This is a genomic window from Mycobacterium sp. (genome assembly GCF_032159765.1).
Lineage (GTDB): Bacteria > Actinomycetota > Actinomycetes > Mycobacteriales > Mycobacteriaceae > Mycobacterium.
Genome location: NZ_JAVHWM010000079.1, coordinates 1 through 19,460 on the forward strand (window position 1 = coordinate 1; position 19,460 = coordinate 19,460).

At 65.5% G+C, this 19,460-nt stretch carries 18 protein-coding genes and 1 pseudogene; 10 read left to right on the forward strand and 9 right to left on the reverse strand.

The window, feature by feature from the left end; translation table 11 throughout:
- Positions 1-124 precede the first annotated feature (124 nt).
- Positions 125-2,479: a CaiB/BaiF CoA-transferase family protein gene (locus QOH60_RS08910; RefSeq protein ID WP_526419253.1), complete on the reverse strand. Its 2,355-nt coding sequence runs from the start codon at positions 2,477-2,479 to the stop codon at positions 125-127.
- Between the two features lie 104 nt (positions 2,480-2,583).
- Here QOH60_RS08910 and QOH60_RS08915 point away from each other — a divergent pair, with 104 nt between their 5' ends.
- From QOH60_RS08915 to QOH60_RS08925, 3 genes are all read left to right on the forward strand, one after another.
- Positions 2,584-3,390, forward strand: a complete 807-nt coding sequence (locus QOH60_RS08915) for a FadR/GntR family transcriptional regulator (RefSeq protein ID WP_526419255.1) — start codon at positions 2,584-2,586, stop codon at positions 3,388-3,390.
- A gap of 10 nt (positions 3,391-3,400) precedes the next feature.
- Entirely contained in the window at positions 3,401-4,132 is a 732-nt protein-coding gene (locus QOH60_RS08920) for an SDR family oxidoreductase (RefSeq protein ID WP_526419257.1), read from the forward strand.
- Positions 4,133-4,227: 95 nt separating this feature from the next.
- A complete protein-coding gene (locus QOH60_RS08925) occupies positions 4,228-5,448 on the forward strand; it encodes a CaiB/BaiF CoA transferase family protein (protein WP_526419259.1) in 1,221 nt (406 codons plus the stop codon).
- A gap of 16 nt (positions 5,449-5,464) precedes the next feature.
- Here the strand turns inward: QOH60_RS08925 and QOH60_RS08930 are convergent, their stop codons facing one another.
- From QOH60_RS08930 to QOH60_RS08940, 3 genes are read right to left on the reverse strand one after another with little or no spacing between them, the layout of a single operon-like run.
- Positions 5,465-6,610 carry an amidohydrolase family protein gene (locus tag QOH60_RS08930; RefSeq protein ID WP_526419261.1) on the reverse strand — a complete coding sequence of 382 codons (1,146 nt, stop codon included), beginning with the start codon at positions 6,608-6,610 and terminating at the stop codon, positions 5,465-5,467.
- Positions 6,607-7,689 carry an amidohydrolase family protein gene (locus tag QOH60_RS08935; protein WP_526419263.1) on the reverse strand — a complete coding sequence of 361 codons (1,083 nt, stop codon included), beginning with the start codon at positions 7,687-7,689 and terminating at the stop codon, positions 6,607-6,609. Before QOH60_RS08935 ends, QOH60_RS08930 begins: the two co-directional genes overlap by 4 nt.
- The gene (locus QOH60_RS08940; RefSeq protein ID WP_526419265.1) at positions 7,686-8,042 is read right to left on the reverse strand and encodes a Rieske (2Fe-2S) protein; all 357 of its coding nucleotides are present in this window, start codon (positions 8,040-8,042) and stop codon (positions 7,686-7,688) included. The genes QOH60_RS08935 and QOH60_RS08940 overlap by 4 nt, the downstream gene beginning before the upstream one ends.
- A gap of 162 nt (positions 8,043-8,204) precedes the next feature.
- On the opposite strand from QOH60_RS08940, the gene QOH60_RS08945 reads away from it, so the two are divergent.
- Positions 8,205-9,419, forward strand: coding sequence for a cytochrome P450 (locus QOH60_RS08945; protein ID WP_526419267.1), 1,215 nt, complete (start codon positions 8,205-8,207; stop codon positions 9,417-9,419).
- Positions 9,416-10,570: a Zn-dependent alcohol dehydrogenase gene (locus tag QOH60_RS08950; RefSeq protein WP_526419269.1), complete on the forward strand. Its 1,155-nt coding sequence runs from the start codon at positions 9,416-9,418 to the stop codon at positions 10,568-10,570. The genes QOH60_RS08945 and QOH60_RS08950 overlap by 4 nt, the downstream gene beginning before the upstream one ends.
- A 53-nt stretch (positions 10,571-10,623) precedes the next feature.
- Here the strand turns inward: QOH60_RS08950 and QOH60_RS08955 are convergent, their stop codons facing one another.
- On the reverse strand, positions 10,624-11,688 hold the full coding sequence (locus tag QOH60_RS08955) for an amidohydrolase family protein (RefSeq protein ID WP_526419271.1): 1,065 nt from the start codon (positions 11,686-11,688) through the stop codon (positions 10,624-10,626).
- A gap of 62 nt (positions 11,689-11,750) precedes the next feature.
- On the opposite strand from QOH60_RS08955, the gene fadD1 reads away from it, so the two are divergent.
- Positions 11,751-13,325 carry a fatty-acid--CoA ligase FadD1 gene (gene fadD1 / locus QOH60_RS08960; protein ID WP_526419273.1) on the forward strand — a complete coding sequence of 525 codons (1,575 nt, stop codon included), beginning with the start codon at positions 11,751-11,753 and terminating at the stop codon, positions 13,323-13,325.
- A gap of 3 nt (positions 13,326-13,328) precedes the next feature.
- Here fadD1 and QOH60_RS08965 read toward each other — a convergent pair whose 3' ends face one another.
- Positions 13,329-13,766, reverse strand: coding sequence for a hypothetical protein (locus QOH60_RS08965; protein ID WP_526419275.1), 438 nt, complete (start codon positions 13,764-13,766; stop codon positions 13,329-13,331).
- A gap of 158 nt (positions 13,767-13,924) precedes the next feature.
- On the opposite strand from QOH60_RS08965, the gene QOH60_RS08970 reads away from it, so the two are divergent.
- Both QOH60_RS08970 and QOH60_RS08975 read left to right on the forward strand, forming a co-directional pair.
- Positions 13,925-14,608, forward strand: coding sequence for a M15 family metallopeptidase (locus tag QOH60_RS08970; RefSeq protein WP_526419278.1), 684 nt, complete (start codon positions 13,925-13,927; stop codon positions 14,606-14,608).
- A 139-nt stretch (positions 14,609-14,747) separates the two neighbouring features.
- On the forward strand, positions 14,748-15,470 hold the full coding sequence (locus QOH60_RS08975) for a metallophosphoesterase family protein (RefSeq protein ID WP_526419280.1): 723 nt from the start codon (positions 14,748-14,750) through the stop codon (positions 15,468-15,470).
- Here the strand turns inward: QOH60_RS08975 and QOH60_RS08980 are convergent.
- From QOH60_RS08980 to QOH60_RS08990, 3 genes and pseudogenes are all read right to left on the reverse strand, one after another.
- Positions 15,467-16,282: an SDR family NAD(P)-dependent oxidoreductase gene (locus QOH60_RS08980; protein ID WP_526419282.1), complete on the reverse strand. Its 816-nt coding sequence runs from the start codon at positions 16,280-16,282 to the stop codon at positions 15,467-15,469. The two genes, QOH60_RS08975 and QOH60_RS08980, sit on opposite strands and share 4 nt — an antisense overlap.
- A gap of 4 nt (positions 16,283-16,286) precedes the next feature.
- Positions 16,287-16,706, reverse strand: a complete 420-nt coding sequence (locus tag QOH60_RS08985) for a nuclear transport factor 2 family protein (RefSeq protein ID WP_526419284.1) — start codon at positions 16,704-16,706, stop codon at positions 16,287-16,289.
- Positions 16,703-16,915, reverse strand: a pseudogene (locus QOH60_RS08990) (zinc-binding dehydrogenase); the annotation flags it as partial. The pseudogene QOH60_RS08990 and the gene QOH60_RS08985, both read right to left, overlap by 4 nt.
- 127 nt (positions 16,916-17,042) lie before the next feature.
- Here QOH60_RS08990 and QOH60_RS08995 point away from each other — a divergent pair.
- Together QOH60_RS08995 and QOH60_RS09000 are read left to right on the forward strand one after the other, a co-directional pair.
- On the forward strand, positions 17,043-17,909 hold the full coding sequence (locus QOH60_RS08995) for a helix-turn-helix domain-containing protein (RefSeq protein ID WP_526419286.1): 867 nt from the start codon (positions 17,043-17,045) through the stop codon (positions 17,907-17,909).
- Positions 17,910-18,106: 197 nt separating this feature from the next.
- A complete protein-coding gene (locus tag QOH60_RS09000; RefSeq protein ID WP_526419288.1) occupies positions 18,107-19,444 on the forward strand; it encodes a septum formation family protein in 1,338 nt (445 codons plus the stop codon).
- Positions 19,445-19,460 lie beyond the last annotated feature (16 nt).

Below are 19,460 nucleotides of genomic sequence, written 5' to 3' on the forward strand. Positions count from 1 at the left end.
CTTTGCAGAGCTCGGTCCTGGTGATCGCGGTCATCGTCGCCGTTTCCGCATTCGTGATCGGGCTGTGGGCGCCGGGCCGGGATGGCAAGCAGCTCAAGGTGATCCAGCGCCTCACCGCGAGGAGTTAAAGTCCCTTCGGGCGGGTGCCGATCACGGAGTCTTCGGCTAGCCGCTCGAGATCGTCGTCGGTCAGACCGCACTCGCCGCGGAGCACTTCGCCGGTGTGCTGGCCGAGCGTCGGAGCCGGAGACGACAGCCAATTCGTCATGCCGGCGAGCCGGGCGAACGGTGGCGTCGGGTACCAGCCAGGCCCGGAACGCGGATGGTCGAGCCGCTCGAAGAACCCCCGATCGCGCAGCTGGGGGTTGTCGGTTACCGCGGACGGTGACACGACGGCCGCCACTGGAACACCAACGGCGGCAAGGCGGTCGACGATCTCGTCGAGTTTCTGTCTGGCGAACCAGTCCTGAAGGCGGCGGTCGACGTCGTCGACGCTTTCGCGTCGACCCGGGACCGTGGACAGTCGCGCGTCGGCGGCCCAGGCCGGTCGGCCCATGACCTGCACCACCGACCGCCAGTGCTCGTCGGTGCGGGCCGTCAGCGCGATCCAGGCGTCGTCGCCGTCGCACCGGTAGACATTCTGGACCACATCGGGATGGCCTCGGTTGCCCCGGCGCTGCAGCGTCTCCCCGAAGACCTCGAATTCGATTGCCTGCGCCGCGGTTACGTTGAGCACAGTCTCGACCATCGGCAACTCAACCAGTTGACCGCGCCCGGTGTCGTCGGCGTATTCGAGTGCGGCGAGTAACGCGAACGCGGCGTGCGCGCCTGCCAACGGGTCGCATGGGCCGCGGGGCGGAACAGGTAGCCCGTCGGGCATTCCCGTCACCCACGCCAGCCCCGCGATCTGCTCCATCGTGGGAGCGAACCCGACCCGGTCGCGCCACGGGCCGTCCAGTCCGAAGGCCGGCATCCTGACGACGACCAGCCGCGGGTTCAGTTCCAGGAGTACGTCGGCGCCGAGCCCGAACTGGTCCATCACCCGCGGCGAGAAGTTCTCGATCACTGCGTCGGCCTGACCGACCAGCGTCTTGAACAACCGGATTCCGTCCTGTGACTGAAGGTCCAGCGTGACCGACCGCTTGTTGGTGTTGACGCCCTGGAACAGCCAGCCGTACTCCCACCAGTCGTCGACGTCGCGGCGCATGCCGCCGGAGTAGCGAATCCCGTCGGGACGCTGCACGGATTCGATTTTGATGACGTCCGCGCCGAACGCGGCCAAGGAATGGGTCGCCGACGGTCCCGCCCAGAAGGCGGTCAGGTCGACGATCCGGACCCCGTCCAAAGGCAGGGCCGATATCGACCGTTCGGCGAATTGCTTTGGCCGCCAGTCGATCCCGGTGTCTGACTCACCGACTGCCGGTGCGTGACGCAGCCGAGCCGGTCCCGACTCCGACATCAGCCACGGGGGCCGCGGCTGGTCGAACCCGGCGGGGTTACGCACGAAGGCGTTTCGCGCGCTCACGTATTCCATGTCGGGAATCGTGGCGCCGTTGCCCAGTGGTGCGATCGGCAGCCGGAACAACCCGCCGAGCTCGACGATCTCGGCTACTGTCCGGTTCCGCAGCCACGGCCCGATCCGCTCGCGGATCCAGTCGCGGTAAGCCCAACGGCCCAGCTGGAATTGCAGCTCCTTGTTCTCGGCGAGATCGGGGCACTCCACCATCGCCGCGAAGTCAAGCCACTGTTGACCGGTGATGAACGTCATGCCGACATAGCCGTCCTTGGCCCGCTCGATCGACGGGACTTCGACAGAGCGCTTGATCGGCGGCACTTCGATCAGCTGGGAGTGCAACCACTCGCAGCTCTGCATCAACGTCAGTGCCTCGAGCATCGACATGTCGAGGTGCTCACCGTGTCCGCCGCGGCGAACGCGGCGGCGGATCGCCAGCGCCCCGAAGGCGGCCAGCGCGCCCCCCATGTACTCACCCAGCTCGCCGCCGATGGCTATCGGTGGGCCGTCGGGGTCGCCGCGAAAGCCGGTGCAGCCCGACCACGCCTGCAGCGTGAATTCCGTTGCCGTGCGCTCGGACCACGGGCCGGTCCAGCCGAAGTCGGAGATCGTGACGACGACGCATCCCGGCGCGTTCTCACGCAACCGGTCGGGGTCGATGCCGAGGTCACGCGCCTGCACACGCGTCGCGGTCACAACCACCACATCGGCACCGGCCACAATGTCGGCGGAAACTGTTGTCGCGCTTCGCTTACCGGCATTAAGGTAGCAGAACAGCGGAGAGTCCGAGGTGGGCTTCACGCCGGTGGCCGTGTAGGTGCGCAGCGGGCTGCCCTCGGCCGGTTCGACCTTGACGACGTCAGCGCCGGCGTCGGCGAGCAGCTTGCCGCAGTAGTCACCGGCGATGCGGTCGCTGAACTCGACGACGCGGAGTTGCTTGAGCGGCGTACCTGCTGCCTCGCCCACGCACGCCTCCTTTGCGGCTATCACCACTATCTTAGTTAGTTTTGACAGATAGCCATCCCGTAACCCCCGCTAGCGGCGTCTTCGCTGTTAGCATTGCCAAGACAATGACTACTCAGGGGATCGGCATGGAGGTGCGCCGGCGGCTCTCGGCGCGCAGAACAGCCGAGATCATCGCCGACGAGTTGCGACGGCAAATCATCGAGGGCGAGCTCGCCGACGGCGATCTGCTGCCGCGCCAAGAGGTGCTCGTCGAGCAGTTCAACGTCAGTCTCGTGTCGTTGCGTGAGGCGCTGCGGATCCTCGAGACCGAGGGCCTGCTGTCCGTCAGGCGCGGCAATCGCGGTGGCGCCGTAGTGCACGCACCGGCCAAAGCAAGCGCGGCCTACATGCTCGGCCTGCTGTTGCAGAGCGATACCGTGCCGCTGGCCGATCTCGGCACGGCGCTTCAGGAGCTTGAACCGATGTGTGCGGCCCTAGCGGCTCGGCGCGCCGACCGTACCGACGAGCTCGTTCCCAAACTGCGCGAGATCAACGAGGCCATGGCCGAGCACATCGACGAGGGAGCCCGGTTCACCGAGATCGGCGGGCAGTTCCACGACGAGCTGGTGCGCGGCTGCGGCAACCACACGATGATCGCGGTCGTCGGCAGCCTGGAGACGCTGTGGAACAGTCACCTCCAGCACTGGGCCAACCGCACCGAGGCTCGCGGCGAGTACCCGTCGATGGGCAAGCGCCGGTATGCAATGAACGTGCACAACAAGCTGACCGATGCGATCGACGCCGGCGACGCTGAACGCGCGCGCAAGTTGGCGGCACGGCATCTGGCCGACACGCAGACGTATTTCATGGCGGGCGACCCGGAGCAGCGCATCGTAGCGGTATCACCGCAAGCCATGGCGCGCCGCCACTGAAAGGTCCTCTGTGAGAACAGCATTGATCACCGGAGGCAGCGGCGGCATCGGAAAGGCCTGCGGGCGCAAGCTTGCCGAGCTCGGCTACGACGTCGTGCTGACAGCCAGGCACGAGAAACCGCTGCGCGCCGCAGCCGACGAGATGGGGGCGCGCTACGTCGTCGCCGACGCTGCCGCACCCGAGGCGTTCGAACCGGTAGCCCGCGCGCTGGAGAACATCGACCTGGTCGTGCACGCGGCCGGCGTTCTCGGCGGAACATACGCGCGCAAGCAGACTTTCGAACAGTGGCGCACCACGATGTCGGCCAACCTCGACTCGTGCTTCGTTGTCACGTCGGCTGTGCTGCCGAAGATGGTGGCCGGTTCACGCTTCGTGTTCATCTCGTCGTCGGCGGCACACGAACCCATGCGCGCGCGCACCGCGTATTCGGCGTCGAAGGCCGGAATGAATGCCTTTGCAGGCGCTTTGGCTCTCGAGGTCGACCGCGACGGCATCGCCGTCCACCTCGTCACGCCGGGGCCCGTGGAAACGGACATGTTGCAAGACGTGCCATTCGAGATGTATGCGATCCAGACCGCCGACGTCGCCAACGCAGTCGCGTGGCTGGACACCGTGGACCCGTCCGTCGAGCTGCCGGAGATCAGGCTCAATGCGGTCACTCGGGGGCCGTGGGCACGCGAACCCATGGTGCCGATCGAGGTCGAACGGCGCGCCGCCGCGGCCAAGGCTGCCAGCCCGTGAATCAGGTCTAGCCGCGGTGCGGCTGCCCGGCGTCGTCCCAGGACGGCACCGCTAGTATTCATAAAATAGCCAAATAGGCGAAAAAGGGGTGCGCGATGTCCAGAGTGCTTGACGGTGTCCGGGTCGTGGAACTGGCGTCGTGGACGTACGTACCGGCAGCCGGCGCCGCGTTGTCGGACTGGGGCGCCGACGTGATCAAGGTCGAGAGCGTGACCACGGGCGACCCCGGCAGGGGCTTGGTCGTCGGCCCTTTCACCCGGCAGGCAGCCCGCGTCGACGCCGACTTCCTCCTCGAGCTCGGCAACCGCGGTAAGCGCAGCATCGCGATCGACATCAAGTCCGACACCGGCCGTGCGCTATTCGGCCGGCTGCTCGCCACCGCGGATGTGTTCCTGACCAATTGGCTGCCTGGCGCGTTGGAGCGGGCGCGCCTCACCGTCGACGACGTCCGTGCGTTCAATCCCAACATCATCATCGCCCGTGGCACCGGGCTGGGCGTGCGCGGCCCGGACCGCGACCGAGGCGGTTTCGATGCGGCCACCTACCTCTCCCGCGGCGGAGTCGCCTACACGCTTACGCCGTTCGGCACTGAGACGCCGGCCGTGCAGGGCCCGGGTTTCGGCGACCTGCAGGGCGGCATCACTCTTGCCGGCGGGGTGTGCGCCGCGCTGTTCCATCGTGAGCGCACAGGGGACTCGAGCATCGTCGACTCCTCGTTGCTGGCGCAGGCGCTGTGGACCATCGCCCCGTCGGTGATGGCGGCCGACTTCTTCGATATCGACGGGATTCCCGGCGCCCCACCAGGATTGGCCATGAACCCACTGGTGAACCGTTACAAGACGAAGGATGACAGGTGGATTCAGTTCGTCTTCCTGCAGCCCGACCGGTTCTGGGCCGGCTTCTGCGAGCGAATCGGTCTGCCCGAGCTGGCCGCCGACCCACGGTTTGTGCCGTCGAGCAACCTGATCGCCAACGCCGCCGAGGCGTGCGCCCTCGTCGGTGACAAGATCGCCGCGTACGACCTCGCTCACTGGCGAACCGTGCTCGAGGACGAGCCAGGCGTCTGGGGCGCCCTGGCGACACCTCGCGAGGCACTCAACGACCCGCAGACTGAACCCAACGGCTACGTGATAACCAACCACGACGACGCCGGCAAGGAGTACAAGAACGTCGCTGCCCCAGTGCAATTCGACGAGACGCCGCCCGATCCCGCGCGGGCGCCCGAACACGGACAGCACACCGAGGAGATTCTGCTCGAGCTCGACCTGGATTGGGACGACATCCTGAAGGCCAAGGAGTCCGGCGCGATTTTGTAGGCGCCGAGCGCCGAGACTAACGTTCGCCCGGGAGCGCCTTCACCGTCGGCGGCAATCCGTAAAGGGCCGTGGCGTTTCCACGCATAATGCGATCGCGTTGCTCCTTTGGGAAGCGCTTGATCGCCCACGTCGGCGAATCGTAGCTCCAGTGCGGATAGTCGGTGGAGAACATCAGGTTGTCGCCGAGATCCATCATCTCCAGGTACTCGCGGAAAGCGACGGTGTCGACGTCCTCGATCGGCTGGGTGGTGAAATACACGTGCTCACGCACATACTCCGACGGCCGACGACGCACATGCGGCAAGTCGCCACGGCGCTGCTCCCAGATGCGATCCATCCGCCACATCACCGGCATCGCCCAGGTGAATCCGCCCTCGATGAACACCACCCGAAGATCGGGGTGCCGGTCGAACGCGCCGTCGAACACGAGGCTCATCAGGTGCGACACATACAGCAACGGCCACGACGCGAAGAAGTCGTGCCAGTGCGCGGGATTGCCCACCGGGTACAGCGGAATCAGCTCGAACGGCGTCTGCCCCATCAGATGGGTCGATACGGGCAAGCCGTTGCGTGCAGCGGCTTCATACAACGGGTCAAAGTGCGTGTTGCCGAACGGAATTCCCCGGGTCTGCGGGGTCATGAGGACCTGCGCCATATACGGATGGCCTGCCCAGCGCTCGATTTCACGTGCGGCCAGCTCGGGCACTTGAGCGCTGACACTGATCGACCCTCGCCAGCGTCCGTGCCAGTTGTTCTCGCCCAGCCACACATCGGCGAGCCAGTCGTTGTAGGTGGACTTCAGCACATGCTCCGCCTCGGGCAGCTGCGCATCGCACATCGGCTCCAGCGACGCGATGCTCACCCCGGCATCGACAAGCAACTGTTGGGCGGCGAAGTCTGGGTCGCTGCCGGCCACACCGCCGGTGGGCGGCGCCGCGTCGACCCGAAGCGAGCTCGTCTTGTACGAATCCGGCGTGTCGTAGAAGTGCGAGATCGGCGAGACGGCATTACCTGTCCGCCAGAGCTTGTCCTTCCATTCCGCGGGCGCATAAGACTTGAGTACGTCGCCCGACACCGGCAACGGGTGCACATCGGTGTCGACGATCGCCACGTCGATGTCGCGGGTCTCGATGCCGACCTCTCGAGTTTCAGTGACCGTCATCGCACACTCTCCTCCACCTCGGCCGTCAGCCCGTAGAGCTCACTGGCATTGCGCCACAACACCTTTTCCCGCTGCTCGGCGTTGAGCCCAACCACCACATCTTCGGGCGTTGACGTAGACCAGTGCGGGTAACTCGACCCGTACATCAGCAGGTCGGCTTTGTCGGTGAAACCCAGCCAGCGTTCCGACAACGCGGGATCGGTCGGCCCGTCGAACGCCGACGAGCAGTACCGGACGTGCTCGCGGAGGTACTCGCTCGGATACCGGTCGACCCACGGGGTCTGGTCCCGCATCGACACCCAGAAGGTATCCAGCCGCCACATCAGCGGGGTGAGGATGTCGTAGCCACCGTCGGCGAAGACGAATCGCAGCCCCGGATGGCGTCCGAAGACGCCTTCGATAATCAGCGTCGCGAGGTGAACGAAGGAGTTCAGCGGCATGAAGGCGGCATATCCCGGATACGTGTGTGCGTGGCCGGCGAAGGTCGGTGGATAGTCAACCCCGTTGCCGCCGTTGATATGCACCGCGACCGGAAGGTTATGGGCCGCGGCCGCCTCCCAGATGGGCTCGAACACTGGCTTGCCGTATGGCTCTCGCGACTGCATGGGGATGCCGACCTGCACGAGCTTCGGATGGCCTGCGAGCCTTTCGATTTCGGCGACAGCACCTTTCGGGTCTTCGGGGTTGACTCGGATCGTCCCCCGCAGCCGCCCGGTCGAATCCGCGTCGATCCAGCGGTCAAGAAGCCAGTCGTTCACGGCCGCGCAGATTCGACTGTTGAGCAGATAATCCGCGATGTTGCCGCGGGTCAGCGGATTCAGAATGGCGTAGCTGGCGCCGCCCTCGTCAAACAGGTGGCGGCACAGCGTATCCGGGTCAGATCCCGGGTAATGGTCGCCGTAGAGATCCTGTCGGTAGCCACCGCCCGGAGCCTGGTACCACTGCTGTTCGACATCAGGAATCGCGCGCCCGCTGTATGCCGGCTCCAGGTAGCGCCGGATTTCCGCGTTGTACCGGAAATGCGGCTGGACATTCGTATCGATACATGCTCTTCGCGCAAGCGGCTCATCGATCGTCATGCGGTGAGGAACACCTCACCATCGGCGACATCGACCTGATACGTGCGGACGCGCTTGTGTGGATCCGCCAGGTTCTGGCCCGTCGTGATATCGAATTCCCACTGATGCCAAGGGCATCGCACGATTTGCCCATCCCGGACGCGTCGAAGGCCGCCAGGGGCGTCCGGCGCGGATTCATTTGTGCCGCCGACGAATCCAGCACACAACGGCGCGCCCTCGTGTGCACAGTAGTTCGCGATCGCGTACAGAGTGCCTGCCACGTTGTAGACGCCCACGCCGAACTTTCCGACCGGGACCAGCTTCATGGTTCCCGGTGGTAGCTCGTCGAGAGAGCACACGGGCCGCCGGATCACGCCGTTTCACCACCTTGCCGCAAGCAAGCCGGGCTGTCCCCGGGAACGATTGCTTGACCTACTTTACCTAAAATAGTAAAGATAGACCCACAGCGTTGTACAACGGTGGGTGGCTTGCGTCTGCATCGGGCAGGACGGGCCTCCGCTGCTCGGGAGGCATGGGTGTCGATCAGCACCGATCCACGGGATCAGCCAATCACTTTGGACAAAACCGGTGATCGGGATCCGTATCCGTACTTCGAGTACATGAGGAACACCGCTCCGGTGTGGCATGGGTCGATCATGGACAACTCCCAGACGCCGCCGGAGATGCGGCCCGACGACGAGTGGACGCTCTTCGGCTTCGACAACGTCTTCGGCAGCTTCCGCGACGACGAATTGTTCAGCTCGGAGCAATACAACGAGACCATCGGCCTGGTGTTCGGCCCGACGATCCTGGGTATGCACGGCAAGCAGCACCACGACCACCGCAGCCTGGTTTCCAAGGCTTTCCGGCAAAGCGCGCTGGAGCGCTGGGAACCCGCCGTGATCGACCCGATCTGCAATCAGCTCGTCGACGAGATCAAGGATCAGGGCTCCGCCGACCTGGTGGCCGCGATCACCTTCGAGTTCCCCACTCGTGTCACCGCTGAGCTCCTTGGACTGCCTGAGGAGGACCTCGATTTGTTCCGGCGGCTGTCGTTGCAGCTGATCTCGATATACATCGACATCGAGGCCGGCCTGACGGCGTCGGTCGAACTGCAGGCCTATTTCCAGCAGCAGGTCGACCAGCGCCGCAGCAAGATGACCAACGACATCATCGGCGACCTCGTCGCAGCAGAGATCGACGGCGAGAAGCTCACCGACGAGGCCATCATCTCGTTCCTGCGGCTACTACTTCCGGCCGGATTGGAGACGACGTTCCGGTCGTCGAGCAGCCTTCTGTATCTGCTGCTGACCCATCCCGAGCAGCTCGAGGCGTTGCGGCAGAACCGGGAGCTGATCCCGCAGGCGATCGAAGAGGGCTTACGCTACGAGACTCCGCTCGTCAGCGTCCCACGCACCACCACAAGCGACGTCGAGATCAACGGCATGTCCATCCCGAAGGGTGCACAGGTCCACCTCTGTATGGGTTCCGCCAACCGCGACGAGACGCGCTGGCCCGACCCGAACTCCTTCGACATCCACCGCACGCGCCGCGCACACATCTCGTTCGCGGGCGGGATTCACAGTTGCCTCGGCATGCACCTGGCCAGAGTGGAGACCAGGGCGATGTTGAACAGCCTGTTCGACCGCGTCACTGATCTGAAGCTGGTGCCCGACGACAACACGAGGATCGTCGGGATGCCGTTCCGTTCGCCGGCGAACCTCCCCGTGACCTTCCGGGCAGCCGTATGAAAAGTCGCGCCGCAATCCTGCACGACGTCGGCGGACCCTGGTCGGTCGAGGACTTCGAGCTTGATCCGCCGCGGGCAGGCGAGGTCCTTCTCGAGATGGCGGCAGCCGGCATGTGCCATTCCGACGACCACATCCTCAACGGTGACATGTCTGCGCCGAACGAGGTGATGAAAGCCCTCGGTCTCCCGTCGATGTTCCCTCTGATCGGCGGCCACGAAGGCTCGGCCGTCGTCGTCGAAGTCGGCGAGGGCGTCACGCAGTTCGCGCCGGGCGACCACGTCGTCACCACATTCGTCGCAGTGTGCGGCGAATGCCGGTGGTGCAGTTCGGGCATGGAGTACATCTGCGACATGGGTGCGCAGGTGATGACGCCCGGCATGCCGACCGATGGGACGTTCCGCCATCACACGGCCGACGGCCGAGACCTCGGCCATCTTTCGAAGGTGGGCGCGTTCGCGAAACACACTGTGGTGTCGCCGGATTCGATCGTCAAGGTCGATCCGCACCTGCCACTGCTTCCGATCGCGCTGCTGTCGTGCGCGGTGCCCACGGGCTACGGATCGGCGGATCACCGCGCCAACATCCACACCGGCGACACAGTCGTCGTGATCGGCGCGGGCGGTATCGGCACCGCGGCGATCCAGGGCGCGCGGATCAACGGCGCGGCACAGATCATCGCGGTCGACCCGGTGGAGTTCAAGCAGAAGTCCGCGTTGCGGTTCGGCGCCACACACGTCGCGTCGAACACCGACGAGGCGACGTCGTTGGTTCGCGAGCTGACCCGGGGCGTGATGGCCGACAGTGTCATCGTCGCGCCCTCCCTCATCGCGGGCGAGGACGTGCAGTCGTGGCTCAGCCTGACGCGCAAAGGCGGGACGTGCGTGTTGACGGCGATGACCGCGCAGACGACGAGCTCCATCGCGATCAACCTGCAGGAGTTCACCCTGTGGAACAAGAACATGGTGGGCACGGTCTACGGTTCGTGCAATGCCAGAGTCGACGTCCCGAGGCTCGCGAAACTGTATGAAAGCGGCCAGTTGCAACTCGATGAGATGATCACCAGGCGCTACCGGCTCGACGACATCAACGACGGCTACCGCGACCTGCTGAACGGCGAAATCATCCGTGGCGTCATCGATTTCAGCCTCTGACTTCCTTTCGCCGAGTGGCCAGTTATGCGGCCCCTTTCGGCGCAACGAAGGCGTCAGTTGAGGGCGTAGAACTTCAGCGCGTTGCGACCGCCGATCTTCTCGCGGGCATCCTCGCTGATGTCGGGGCGCGTGCGCAGATGCTCTGTGCTCTCCGGCCACTCGCCGTCCCAGTGCGGGTAGTCGCTGGCGAACATGATGAAGTCGTCGCCAAGCACGTCGATGACCCCGGGCAGTATCGGCTCCTCCGGCTCGCACGTGGTCCAGATATTGCCCGCCTTCAGGTACTCATTCGGATCGCGCCGCCATCCGCGCTCGATCCAGTCGCCGCGCTTCTCGAAATGCTCGTGTAGGCGGTCGATGAAGAAGGGCACCCAGCCGACACCGGCCTCGAGGAATGCCACGCGCAACCCGGGATGCCTGTCGAAGACGCCGCCCGAGACCATCGCGGTCATCGCCGTCATCTGATCGAACGGGAAGCTAATGCAGTGCACCTGAATGTAATTTGTGAAGCGGTCGACGCCGATCTTCGGCAGATGCATGCCGGGGGCACCGTGAATGCCCAGCGGCATGTCAAGTTCGACGGCCGCGGCGTAGAACGGCTCGAGGTCGGGATGATCGAGATTTCGGGTGCGCAGCGCGGGCGGGATGTGAGTTGCCACCAGCCCGAGATCTTTGGCCTCGCGCATGATGTCGATTGCCACCTCGCCGTGCTCGATCGGTGTCACCGCAATGCCGCGCAGCCGGCCGTCCGAGGACGCGCAATAGTCCGCGATCCATTGGTTGTAGAGGCGCGCGAAACCGGCGGCCAGCTCAGGGTCTTCGATGCTGGGCACGCACAGTCCGAGGCTCGGGTACAGCACCATCGTGTCGATGTGATCGCGGTCGGCGTCAGCCAGCACACCTTGCGCCGATGAATGGTTGATGCCCGCGGCCGTCGACAGTCCGTGCTCGCGCGGACAGCCGGCGCCGGGGCCGGTGTCCTCGGGATAGGAACGGCCCTCGATCAACAACCCGCGGCCGTCGTCGCGCGGCGTGATGTGTTGCGGCCAGCGCTGCAGTGCTTCCATTGCCAGAGACGGCCCCTCGGCAACATGCCCGTCGGCATCGATGATTCGCACGTGGACCTCCCCTGGACAGGTGTCTATTTGCCCGTTTCCGCGATGTTAATATCCGCAAACCCATGAGCGAAACCATCCAGCAACTGTTGGCCGAACACGCCGATTCCGACTCCGTCGCGATCAAGTACGGCGACCGACGCTGGACATGGCGCGAGCACATCGATGAAGCGTCCGCCCGGGCCGCGGCATTGCTGGAGCTCGCCGATCAAAGCAAGCCGGTCCACATCGGGGTCCTGCTGGGCAACACTCCCGAGTTCCTGCACCAGATGGCTGCCGCCGGCCTCGGCGGATACGTGCTGTGCGGCCTCAACACCACACGCCGCGGCGACGCACTGGCCGCCGATATCAAGCGTGCCGACTGTCAGATCGTGGTCACCGACGAGGAGCACCGCGACCTGCTGAAAGGCCTTGATCTCCAAGGCATCCGGGTAATCGACTCATCGAGCGACGAATGGGCCGCGGCGATCGAGCGGGCCGGGGATCTGACCCCGCACCGCGTGGTGACGGCGATGGACACCTACATGCTGATCTTCACCTCGGGAACCAGCGGCAACCCAAAGGCCGTCCAGGTGAGCCACTTCATGGTTCTGATGTCCGGCCAGGCGTTGACCGAGCGGTTCTCGGTGACGCAGGACGACACCTGCTACCTGTCGATGCCGCTGTTTCACTCCAACGCGCTCGTCGCCGGCTGGGGGGTAGCGATCGCCACGGGCGCCGCGATGGCACCTGCGAAGTTCTCGGCGTCGGGCTTCCTGTCCGACATCCGCCGGTACGGCGCGACGTATATGAACTATGTCGGCAAGCCGCTCGCGTACATCCTGGCCACGCCGGAAAAGCCCGACGACGCCGACAACACGTTGCGCACCGCCTTCGGCAATGAGGCCAGTGACCGCGACATCGAGGAATTCCAGCGCCGCTTCGACATGGTGGTCTGGGACGGTTTCGGCTCGACTGAGAACGCCGTGATCGTCACGCGCGAGGAAGGCACACCGAAAGGCTCACTCGGCAAAGGCTTTCCGGGCGTCGCGGTGTACAACTCCGAGACTGTGACCGAATGCCCGACGGCGATTTTCGACGAGAACGGCGCGCTGGCCAACGCCGACGAGGCCGTTGGGGAACTCGTCAACACCGACGGACGCGGCTTTTTCAGCGGCTACTACAACGACGACAACGCCACGGAAGACCGCATGCGCCACGGCATGTTCTGGTCGGGGGACCTTGCCTACCGCGACGCCGACGGCTGGCTGTACCTGGCCGGGCGCACCGCCGACTGGATGCGCGTCGACGGCGAGAACATGGCAGCGGCCCCGATCGAGCGAATCCTAGTCCGCCAGACCGCGATCAACCGCGTCGCCGTGTACGCGGTGCCCGACGAACACGTCGGCGACCAGATCATGGCTGCCATCGTGCTGAACGACGGTGCCGAGCTGACCCCCGAAGAGTTCGAGGCGTTTCTGGGCGCGCAGACCGATCTCTCACCCAAGGCCTGGCCGCGATACGTCCGGCTCGCCGACGACCTGCCGACCACGGCAACGCACAAGGTGCTCAAGCGCGAGTTGGCCGCAGAAGGCCCCACAGCCGGCGCCGGGGTGCTGTGGCGCCGCGAACCGCGCGGCACGCGCTACGAAGTGGGCTGACGCTCAGCTCGCGTCGGCCAGCGCCTGGGTTCGGGTTAACTCACGAAAGAGCTTGGTCGCGGATTCGATCGCGTGATCGGCGAAGTACATGAACTCCTCGTAGCACGTGACCGAGCCCTTGTATTCGACGTCGACACCCACCCGCGTCGGGTCGGACGACTCGTGCACGATTGCGTGTGCGCAGGGGTTGGCGAAGCTCCATCGCGCCGTGAGCCCGCGCAGGCGAGCACCCTCCTCGGCGGGAAAGAAGCAGGCAGGAGTCACCCGAATCGTGCAGACGTCCGGCCGGTCGGGCGTCGGCCCCAGATGGACGTGCAGCCGCGAGTGGTCGACGGGCATGATGAAGAAGGACTCCCCGTCGTGGTGGCCGCGGAAGGATCGGATCCCTCGAGCGCGCAGATAGCGCTCGATTACCTCGGTGTCGAACGGTTCGGTTCGCATGGGCACTCCAACGGTCAAGAGAACGGGGGCAAGGCTCATCGTGCCGACCGGTCTTAGTCAAAGCCTTTGAGCCGAGCCATGCTGCTGCGAAGAATCTGTTGAGAATCTGCTGAGTGCCTGTCCGCATCTTGCGGCCGCGTGCAGGGCACAATGCGGACATGGCCTTCGCGCGCTGCCTATTGCTCTTCGCGCAAGCGGCTCATCGCTGCCTATTGCTCGGCGCCGCTCTCGTCGCCACCGCCGGCTGCGGCGCGGCCCGCGCTGACGTGCCGCCGGTGAGTGACCAGGCGCGCGCCGCGGGCTTCGTCGACGTTCGGACCGTCGTCGCCGATGCGGTGATCGACCTGCAATACGCCACCCCGAAGAACTTCGTCGGCGAGACGCTGTACCCGGCCGACGCCCGCTGCCTCGTGCACCAATCGATGGCCCCCGGCTTGGCAGCGGCCGCCGATGCCTTGAGGCCGCAGGGCTACGTGCTCGTTTTCTGGGACTGCTACCGACCGCACGCCGTGCAGGTCCGGATGTGGGACAAGGTGCCCAACCCCGCGTGGGTGGCACGGCCGGGTTCCTACGCGCGCAGCCACGAGTCGGGCCGCTCGGTCGACGTCACGATGGCAGCCGCCGGGCGCCTCGCCGACATGGGGACCGAATTCGACGACTTCAGTCCGCGGGCACAAGCGTTCGCGACCGACGGCGTCAGCACAGCCGCACAGGCAAATCGCGCCAAACTCCGCGACGCGATGAGCTCCGGCGGTTTGACGGCGTACTCCGGCGAGTGGTGGCACTTCGACGGGCCGGGCGCCAACGTTGGACGCCCGATCCTCGACGTGCCGGTCAACTGAGCGGCGTCCAGCGGTACGATAAGGTATGGCCAAATCGACGACGGTCGCTCCGCACTCGACGCACGACGGGGCCTCTCTCACTCAGCCTTGAGGGGATGAACTGACCGGCCCGGACATGACACCGGAGCCGGAGAGATTAATGCTCACCGGCGATTGGCATCGCAACGCCCGCTGGGCCATGCGCATGATCGAACACGCCGACGACAACGGCGTTGACACGATCGTTCAGCTCGGCGATTTCGGCTTCTGGCCGAAGGACGACGGCACCGACAAGTACGTGGACAGGTTGTCGAAACAGTTGGAGCAGCGTGGGATTCGGCTGTTCTGGCTGGACGGGAACCACGAGAATCACGACGCCATTCACGCGGGGCTTGCGGGCGATCGCGGGCAGGTCGTCTATCTGCCGCGGGGCTTTCGGTGGCGCTGGTGGGACAAGGAGTGGATGGCCGTCGGCGGCGGTGTCAGCGTCGACAAGTCATGGCGCACGCCCGGTATCGACTGGTTCGACCGCGAGGTGCTGTCCCCCGACGAGTTCGAATATTGCTGCCGCGACGGCAAAGTCGACGTCATCGTCAGTCACGACTGCCCGGCAGGCGTCCAGGTTCCCGGCTTCCACGCCGAGGAGAAGCAGGGGCTGGCGCCGAACTGGTTCCCTCCTGAAGCCATCGCCGAGAGCGAAGCGCATCGCGCTCTGCTGGCAGCGATCTGCGAGGCCACCGGTCCTACGTATCTGTTCCACGGCCATTACCACAGCAGCTACTGCGATGAATTGCCGTCCAACACGGATATTTTCGGACTGGACAAGGACGGCAGTTCGGTGGCGGACAACACTTTGATCCTGACCGCGGAGGACCTCAGCTAGTCGCTGCCCATCACGGCGGCAGTCGCCTGAATGATGAGTTCCACGGCGTCCTTGCGGGGCATGGCTGCCAACAGTTGATACGACATGCGCATGATGTCACCGGCCATGTGGGTCGGCCCGTTGGCCAGGTTGTCGAACGCCTCGGCGATCACCGCCTCGACGGGGATGGCATCGGATGGTTGTTGATCTTCGGATGCGATTGTGCCCCTTTCGGCTTCAAGACGGCGCAATGCCGGGGTGTCCGTCTTGCCGAGTATGAGACCGAGCACGTCGACGCCCTTGTCATGCAACTCGGCCCAGAGCGCCTCGGCGAAGATCATGTCGAAGGCCTTGGACGCCCCATAGGCAACCATGTTGGGCCCGCCCACGATTCCTGCACCCGAACCGAAGATGACGATTCCGCCGTGGCCCCTCTCGACCATCCCCGGCGCGAACTGGTGGCACAACTGCATGGGCACCAAACAGTTGCGCTGCACCATCGTCTCGGCGGCCTCGATGGGACTGGCGAGGAAGGACTTGAAGTCCGGATCGGCGCCCGCGCAGTACACCAGGAACCCGACCTCCAGGTCCTTCGTGGCGTCGACGATCGTCGCCGTCGCCCCGGGTTGAGCGAGATCGACTGCCAGCGTTCGGGTCTGGGTGCCGTTGCGCTCCCGGATACCCGCCGCGACCTCGTCGAGCACCGACTGCCTACGCGACAGCAGCACCACGTTGACGCCGCGCTCGGCCAGTCCTTCGGCGAATGCAGAGCCGACGCCGTCAGAGGCGCCCGCAACCACCGCCCACGGCCCGTATTTCTCCGCGAATGTCATCGCTTCACCCCTTCACTTCCCCGACCATGACCAGCCGCACCGACATGAAGCGGCGACGTGATACTTGCCATCCATTGGCGGTGCGCACGAGCTCGTCGTCGTAGTAGCCGATGGCGTTGACGCCAGATGTGTTGTCCGCAGCCATGATCAGCCCGTCGACGTAGGTGCGCGCCGTAGCGCGGTCGCTGTCGACCGAGATCGCCTGGTTGGTCAGGCGGTGCAGTGTGTGCCCTGCGCCCGAGTGGGACAGTTCCATGAACTCGGTGATCGCGTCGGCACCGGTCCAGGTGCCGATTTCGCCGTAGTCGATTTCGCAGTCTTCGGTGAAAACCGTTCGGAATAGCGCCCAGTCCCGCCGATCGATGCCCGTGGCATACCGAACGAGCACATCGTTGATGTCTTGGCGGTCTTCGTAGGGGGTCACGCGATGTCTCCGTTCGGGTGCACGACGATGCGCGGCGGGCCGTCGAACTTGCGGGCGAGCTCGAGCGCGTCGGGCACCTCGTCGAGCGTGATGACCTTCCCGACACTGGGCAGCGGGTCAAGTCGGCCCGACGCGATGGCGTCGAGGGTCCCGTACCAGTCCTCGGGGTGCGGACCGCCGCCGAACTGCATGGTGACGGGGTCCTCCGTCTCGCGGACCTGAAGCTGCCCACCCCGCAACACCACGGCCCGCATCGAGCACCCTTTCTCGATTATTCGAGTAATATTCTCGAAAATCAGACTGAGCGTAGGTAGGTGCCGTGGAGGGAGTCAAGGCATGCAGGGCTCGACCTCGGCGCCCACCTCCCGGGTTCTCGATGTCGTCGAGTTGCTCGCTCGGCCCGGCAACGAGACGCTCAGGTTCTCCGACGTGGTGCGTGAACTCGACCTCAGCCAGGCCACCGCGCACGCGATCTTGAAGACGTTGTGCGACCGCGGTTGGGCCAGCCGGGATCCGGTGGACAAGACGTTCTCGCTCGGGCCCGCACTGGCCGTCGTCGGGGCGCGAACCGACGCGGCACGGCCTCTGACTCATGCGGCGCGCGCTGCCGCGCTGCGGCTCGCTGACGACTGCGGTTTCGCCGCCTCGGTGGTCGAGCGGTTCGGCGAGTCGCTGGTGATCACGGCATTCGAGGGCGCGGGCGACCAGCGGGCGGCGCCCGGTGACCGCATCCGCTATGCGCCACCGCTTGGTGTTGCGTTTGCGGCCTGGGACACCGAGGAGGAGCAACGCGCGTGGATGACACGCAGCGGATCCTCTGACGCCGCGCTTATCGAGCGGTTGAAGAGAGTCCTCGCGCGCACGCGGGAACGCGGATTCGACGTCGACTGGACGACACCGGCCTTGATGCGGGCGGCTCACGTGGTGGGCACGCTGCCCAGCGACGGACTGCCAGATCATGTGAGGGATATCACCGACCAATTGTTGGTCGAGTTCACCACGATCGGATTGCTTTCTGACGACGTTTCGCAGCGACGCGCTCAACCGGTCGCGACGATCGCAGCGCCGGTGTTCGACCGCCGACACCGCGTCGCGTTGATCGTCGCGGTGCACCCTCTGCGCGCGCTGACCTTGACAAACATCAACGCGATCGGACGACGCGTGACGCAAGCTGCAGCGTCGGTCAGTACGCACAGCAGCTGAAGGGCCCAGCCGTCCGCGTCATGGACGCCGCGCTGGCGTCACGCGTGGGACAACGAGTGTTCATCCGCCTCCGAGCTGCAGGGCCCGGCGACCTGTGGAAAAGTTGGCCACTATGGCTGGCAAACTCGGCGCACTCCATGCTGCGCAAAAGAGGTCCGGCTTGTGCGCACGTATTGGCTCCACGAGGGCCGGTTGACATGGGTAAACAGATCCGTGTCATGGATGCGATGTTGTCGTCGCCTCCGACCGAGCAAACTATCGATATCGCGAAGGCGATCGCGGCGCTTGACCGCAAGGCGCCAAGCGGTGGGGGCCGATCGCCAGCACCGTCGCCTCGACAGCTTCAGCGCGTCAACTCCGTACGTCGAGCGCTCGCGACGACCGCGCTCGGCGGCCTGTTGATCGGTGGAATCACCCTGCTGACGTCGTCGACCAACGCGCCGTCGGGGCTGGCGGCGGGGGTCGCCGACCAAGCCAACGCCATCTTTGGCAAGGCTCGAAGTGGCGATTGTGTCGACTGGCCGACGAACGCGCCCCAGCTGGCGCAGCTCGTGGACTGCAACGACAAGCACGTGTTCGAGGTCGCCGAGACTGTCGCGATGCAAAGCTTCCAACAGCCCTGCCAGCAGGCGGTGCAGCGCTACCTTGGCGCCCACTACGATCCGAACAGCAAGTTCACCGCCTCAGTCATGTGGCCGGGCGAAACGTCGCAACCCGTTGGGCGCCAACTGTTGTGCGGCCTGCAGCTGACTGGGGCGGGTAACCAACCGGTCGCCTTCGCAGGCAGGATCGCCGAACTGGACCAGTCGAAGACATGGCCCGCGAGCACGTGCCTCGGCATCGACCCGGCAACAAGTCAGTCGACCGACGTTCCCGTGGATTGCGCTGAGAGTCACGCGCAGGAGATCACCGGCTCGGTGAACCTGGCCAACACATTCGGCTCGGCACCGCCGGCACCCGACGAACAGGATGCGGTTCTGAAAGTCGGATGTGCCCGGACGGCAGCCACTTACCTCGCGCCGGCCGGGATGCGAGACATCGGCGTGACACCGATCTACCGCACGGTGTCTCCGCAGAGCTGGTCGGCAGGCAGCCGGCAGGTGTCGTGCGGGATCGGCGCGCCTGTGGCCGATGGCGGTTTGGCGCCACTCGTCGGCAGTGCCAAAGGCCGACTGTCGATCAATGGCGAAGCGCCGATTTCCGCGGGCGTGGCGGCGCCTTCGCCCGTCAGCGCGATGCTCGTCGCGGCCGAGTCGCCACAGCCGCCCGCGCGTCAGCAGGCACCGACGGTCACATCAGCAGCGCCCTCGCCCCCGGCGCCTGTGGCGAATCCGGTTGCGGCGAAACCTCCGTCGTCCCCCGCCGCGGTTCCCGCACCCGCACCGAGTGCTCCACCAGGTCCGCTACCTGGTCCCGCCGCGCCGCCCTCCGAGACGCCTTCTGCGCCAGTCGGGCAGATCATCGAAATTCCCGGGTTGGCACCGATCACGTTGCCGGTGTTCCCGCCGCCTGCGCCGCCACAGCCTGAGGGCTGACCCGCACCAAAACCTC

Coding starts and splice junctions, on each gene's coding strand:
- fadD1 (WP_526419273.1), top strand. CDS start 11,751: ATGAGCGAAACCATCCAGCAACTGTTGGCCGAACACGCCGATTCCGAC.
- QOH60_RS08925 (WP_526419259.1), top strand. CDS start 4,228: ATGTCCAGAGTGCTTGACGGTGTCCGGGTCGTGGAACTGGCGTCGTGG.
- QOH60_RS08980 (WP_526419282.1), bottom strand. CDS start 16,282: ATGACATTCGCGGAGAAATACGGGCCGTGGGCGGTGGTTGCGGGCGCC.
- QOH60_RS08970 (WP_526419278.1), top strand. CDS start 13,925: ATGGCCTTCGCGCGCTGCCTATTGCTCTTCGCGCAAGCGGCTCATCGC.
- QOH60_RS08975 (WP_526419280.1), top strand. CDS start 14,748: ATGCTCACCGGCGATTGGCATCGCAACGCCCGCTGGGCCATGCGCATG.
- QOH60_RS08995 (WP_526419286.1), top strand. CDS start 17,043: ATGCAGGGCTCGACCTCGGCGCCCACCTCCCGGGTTCTCGATGTCGTC.
- QOH60_RS08930 (WP_526419261.1), bottom strand. CDS start 6,610: ATGACGGTCACTGAAACTCGAGAGGTCGGCATCGAGACCCGCGACATC.
- QOH60_RS08935 (WP_526419263.1), bottom strand. CDS start 7,689: ATGACGATCGATGAGCCGCTTGCGCGAAGAGCATGTATCGATACGAAT.
- QOH60_RS08965 (WP_526419275.1), bottom strand. CDS start 13,766: ATGCGAACCGAACCGTTCGACACCGAGGTAATCGAGCGCTATCTGCGC.
- QOH60_RS08915 (WP_526419255.1), top strand. CDS start 2,584: ATGACTACTCAGGGGATCGGCATGGAGGTGCGCCGGCGGCTCTCGGCG.
- QOH60_RS08950 (WP_526419269.1), top strand. CDS start 9,416: ATGAAAAGTCGCGCCGCAATCCTGCACGACGTCGGCGGACCCTGGTCG.
- QOH60_RS09000 (WP_526419288.1), top strand. CDS start 18,107: ATGGGTAAACAGATCCGTGTCATGGATGCGATGTTGTCGTCGCCTCCG.